Source organism: Pseudomonas sp. GW822-FHT02E03, from assembly GCF_058802325.1.
Genome location: NZ_JBXAOA010000073.1, coordinates 1 through 4,845, shown reverse-complemented (window position 1 = coordinate 4,845; position 4,845 = coordinate 1). Strand labels below are relative to the sequence as shown.

Here is a 4,845-nt window from a genome sequence, read left to right as displayed (position 1 = left end):
TCCCGCAACCAAACATCAAAAAAGGCTACTCGAAAGAGTGGCCTTTTTTGTATCTGTTGAAAAAGTCCTTTCGCAACAATGATCTGTCACTGTGCAGTGAGCCGTTCGGGATCGCCGGACTGTGAGTTCAGTCCAGGCTGAACCACAGGCAGAACCCTCTACGATTGATAACGCGCCATCGCCCACATCCGGTGAGAGGCGTTAATATTTGTGATTATTTTTTTCCACAGGGATTGGTAACTTGGCTGGATACCTCCATCCTGTCGCGCACAATCCAAGAGGTGATTGATGCGCGCCAACTCGTCTGATCCACAAGACACCGTCACAGCGACACAACCGATCAAAGCCGAGCGCCTGCGCTTGCTGGATCGAATCAGCAAATATCGCCAACCCATCGGTCTGGCAGTCACTTTGCTCTTGTTCGCCATCGCGCTGATTGCCTGTCGTCACCTGCTGAGCGAACTCGATCTGTACGCGCTGCATGACTCAATCCTGGAAGTGCCGAAACCGGCCTTGCTGGGCGCGCTCGCCGCGACTGTCATCGGCTTCATCATTCTGCTGGGTTACGAATGGTCGGCCAGCCGTTATGCCGGCGTGACGCTGGCGCCGCGAATACTGGCATTGGGCGGCTTCACCGCATTTGCCATTGGCAATGCCATCGGCCTTTCGCTGTTGTCGGGAGGCTCGGTTCGCTACCGTTTATATGCACGGTATGGTGTGGGGGCGTCGGAAGTCGCGCACATGACTTTGTTTGCCAGCCTCTCACTCGGCTGCGCCCTGCCGCCCCTGGCCGCCCTCGCCACCCTCAGCAACCTGTCCGCTGCTTCCGTGGCCCTGGGTTTCTCCGAGACATTGCTGGGTGCGATTGCAGTGGCCGTGCTGCTGCTCTCAACAGTACTGGCCATCGGCATCTATCGCCGTCGCTTGCCGGAACAGCCTTATCCCGACAACTTGCTGGTCAAGGTCGGTCGCCGCACCTTGCGCCTGCCGGGTCGCCGCCTGACGTTCCTGCAATTGGTCATCACCGCCCTGGACGTGGCCGCCGCCGCGACCGTGCTCTATCTGTTACTGCCGGAAGCACCGCCCTTTGGTGCCTTCCTGCTGGTCTATCTATTGGCCCTGGCCGCTGGCGTGCTCAGCCATGTACCGGGTGGTGTCGGGGTGTTCGAAGCGATTTTACTCGCCGCCTTCGCCGACAAGCTCGGCGCCGCACCACTGGCCGCCGCCCTGCTGCTCTATCGCCTGATCTACGTGGTGTTGCCGCTGCTGGTGGCTTGCGTACTGCTGCTGATCAACGAAGGCCAGCGCCTGTTTCAATCGCGCCAGTCGTTGCGTGCTGCATCTGGCATGGCCGCACCGATTCTGGCGGTGCTGGTGTTCCTGTCCGGCGTGGTGCTGCTGTTTTCCGGCGTGACGCCGGAGATCGATACCCGCCTTGAACACATCGGTTTTCTGATACCACATCGACTGGTCGACGCTTCGCACTTCGGCGCCAGCCTGGTGGGCGTGCTCTGCCTGCTGCTGGCTCAGGGGCTGCGTCGCCGCCTGTCAGCCGCGTGGATGCTGACCACCATTCTGTTGTTGGTCGGCGCCCTGCTCTCTCTGCTTAAAGGGTTCGACTGGGAAGAGGCTTGCCTGATGACCCTGACGGCGAGTTTGCTGGGGGTTTTCCGGCGCTCGTTCTATCGCCCCAGCCGCCTGACCGAAGTGCCGTTTTCGCCGCTGTATCTGGTGGCCAGCCTCTGCGTACTCGGCGCATCGATCTGGTTGCTGCTGTTCGCCTATCAAGACGTTCCCTATAGCCATCAACTCTGGTGGCAGTTCACCCTCGACGCCGATGCCCCGCGAGGCCTGCGCTCGCTGCTCGGCGCCGCGGTCCTGCTAGTGGTGGTGTCCCTGACCTGGCTGCTGCGCACCGCGCGCCCGGTGATCCATCTGCCAACGCCCGACGAGCTGGACCGCGCGGTAAAGATTCTCATGGCCTCGGCCCAACCGGATGGCGGCCTGGCCCTGACCGGTGACAAGGCGCTGCTGTTTCACCCCAACGACGAGGCGTTTCTGATGTACGCCCGCCGTGGCCGCAGCCTGGTGGCGTTGTATGACCCGATCGGCCCGACCCAGCAACGGGCGGAAATGATCTGGCAGTTCCGCGACCTCTGCGATATCCACCACGCCCGCCCTGTGTTCTATCAAGTGCGCGCCGAGAACCTGCCGTATTACATGGACATCGGCCTGACCGCGATCAAGCTCGGCGAAGAAGCCCGGGTCGATCTGCACCGCTTTGATCTCGAAGCCAAGGGCAAAGAGATGAAGGACCTGCGCTACACCTGGAACCGCGGCACCCGTGACGGCCTATCGCTGGAAATCCATGAGCCGGGGCAAGCGCCAATGGATGAGCTCAAGGCTATTTCGGACGCCTGGCTGACCGGCAAGAACGTGCGCGAGAAAGGCTTCTCGCTCGGGCGTTTCAGTGATGATTACCTCAAGCACTTTCGTGTCGCGGTGATTCGTTTCGAAGGGCGCCCGGTGGCGTTCGCCAACCTGCTCGAGACCTACGGCCATGATCTGGCCAGCCTCGACCTGATGCGCGCGCACCCCGACGCCCCCAAGCTGACCATGGAGTTCATGATGGTCGGCCTGATTCAACATTATAAAAATCATGGATACGCGCGCTTCAGCCTGGGCATGGTGCCGTTGTCGGGGTTGCAACCCCGGCGCGGCGCACCACTGACCCAGCGCTTGGGCTCGATGGTATTCCGCCGTGGTGAGCAGCTGTACAACTTCCAAGGTTTGCGCCGCTTCAAAGACAAGTTCCAGCCCGACTGGGAACCCCGTTATATGGCTGTGCCCGCCGGACTCGATCCGCTGGTTGCCCTGGCCGACACTGCCGCCCTGATTGCAGGCGGCTTGACTGGATTGGTGAAACGCTGATGATTCAACGCTCCCTGCGGTACGTACTGGCCACACTGGTAGTGCTGGCCCTGATTGTCGGTGGCGGTTACTGGTACCTGAAACGCCCGGCACCAGAACCGACCCTCGAACTGCTGACGCCGGCCGATGGCGCCGCGATGACCCGCGTCATCCCCGGCAACACGCCGCGCGCCCAGGTGCTGGTGGCGGTCAATGAAGACCAGAAGCTCAGCGACAAACAATTGCTGACCCTGAGCCGCAGCGGCTCGGCGCAGATCGTCCAGGTGATCCTGCCCAAGGACTGCATCCAGCAAGGTCGCGCCTTGCAAGCCGGCCTCAAGCAACTCAAAGGCCCGGCAACCCTGGTCAGCGGCATCGGCCCTGGCGCCGTGCTGGCGTGGCGCTGGCTGGCCGAACAGAAGGACGACAAGGCCCAGGCCATTTCGGTTGACCTGGCCCTGGAAAAACCCGGCTGCACGCACCTGCTGCCAAAAATTGCCGCTCACGGTCACTGGCTGGTGGCCTGGAACGATAACCCGGACGATACCAGCGCCGGCTTCGTGCGTGACCAGCCCAACGCCGAAACCAGCATCAGCGACTACGACATCAACCTGCCGCAAGTGCTGAACAACGAACTTCGCAAAATCCTCGTTGGCGGCGATAAAGCTGCTGGTGGCCTGCAGATCCCGGTGGTCGAAGTCCCGGCCGGCCAGGCCAAGGACACCGTCACCCTGTTCCTTTCCGGCGACGGCGGCTGGCGCGACCTGGACCGTGATGTGGCCGGCGAAATGGCCAAGATCGGCTACCCGGTGGTCGGCATCGACACCCTGCGCTACTACTGGCAACACAAGAGCCCGGAACAAAGCGCGCTGGACCTGACCGAACTGATGCAGCACTACCGGCAGAAATGGGGCACCAAGCGCTTCATCCTGACCGGCTACTCATTCGGCGCCGACGTACTGCCTGCCATCTACAACCGCCTGCCGGAAGCGGAGCAGCAGCGGGTCGACGCAATCATCCTGCTGGCCTTCGCCCGCACCGGCAGCTTCGAAATCGAAGTCGAAGGCTGGCTCGGCAACGCCGGCAAAGAAGCCGCCACCGGCCCGGAAATGGCCAAGCTACCGCCTGCAAAAGTGGTGTGCATCTACGGTGAAGAAGAAGTCGACGAGAGCGGCTGCACCGACAAAACCGCCGTGGGCGAAGCGATGAAACTGCCTGGCGGCCATCATTTCGACGAGAACTACCCGGCTTTGGCCCAGCGGTTGGTCGATGCTATCGAGAAGCGTCAAGTGAAGGAGACGGCTGCTCAGGAGTGATCTGAGCCGCGCTCACGAAAAAGCCCCCGATACCTCACGGTTGCGGGGGCTTTTTTCATAGGTACGCAATTTAACCCGCACCGCAGGTCCCTGTGGGAGCGGGCTTGCCCGCGATAGCGGCATGTCTGCCACATCAATGTTGGATCTGCCGCCGTCATCGCGGGCAAGCCCGCTCCCACAGGATCTGCGTATCGCCTGTGCGGATGCGTCTACCGCCCGCGAGCTCTTAGTCTTTCCTGGCGTACCGTGCCCGCATATCGTCGTGACTAACTGCCTCGCCCAGGCTCGGCATGCCCTCAACTCCGGCATTGCTCCCGGGGCGGCTACCGCGGCATCCCTGCCGCGGTGCCCCCTGCGCAATACCTGCGTTCGGCCTCTGGGAATGGGGCGGGCAGATCCAAAGCCAAGGCCAAAGCAACAGCAGAAGCAGACGCCAACATCAAAAGATCGCAGCCTCGCTTCGCTCGACAGCTCCTACAGTCAGGCCGAGCGTTAGCTCGCCTGCAGCTGTTGATCTTGACGCACCGCCCCCTCGTAAGGCTGAGTGCAGGTTCTGCGCAGTGGGCAACCCGGCATGGATGCCGGGTTAGCCGCGCACGGCCATGGATGGCCGATCGCG

2 protein-coding genes are annotated in these 4,845 nt (G+C 62.0%); both read left to right on the top strand.

The genetic code is table 11. The features are described from left to right. The first annotated feature begins 288 nt into the window (after positions 1 to 288). Complete coding sequence (gene mprF / locus AC1RQB_RS27290; protein WP_063342671.1) at positions 289 to 2,931, top strand: bifunctional lysylphosphatidylglycerol flippase/synthetase MprF; 2,643 nt, start codon at positions 289 to 291, stop codon at positions 2,929 to 2,931. Then, positions 2,931 to 4,226 (top strand): virulence factor family protein, encoded by a 1,296-nt coding sequence (locus AC1RQB_RS27285; protein WP_063342670.1) that lies wholly within the window; start codon positions 2,931 to 2,933, stop codon positions 4,224 to 4,226. Before mprF ends, AC1RQB_RS27285 begins: the two co-directional genes overlap by 1 nt. Positions 4,227 to 4,845 lie beyond the last annotated feature (619 nt).

Coding starts and splice junctions, on each gene's coding strand:
- AC1RQB_RS27285 (WP_063342670.1), top strand. CDS start 2,931: ATGATTCAACGCTCCCTGCGGTACGTACTGGCCACACTGGTAGTGCTG.
- mprF (WP_063342671.1), top strand. CDS start 289: ATGCGCGCCAACTCGTCTGATCCACAAGACACCGTCACAGCGACACAA.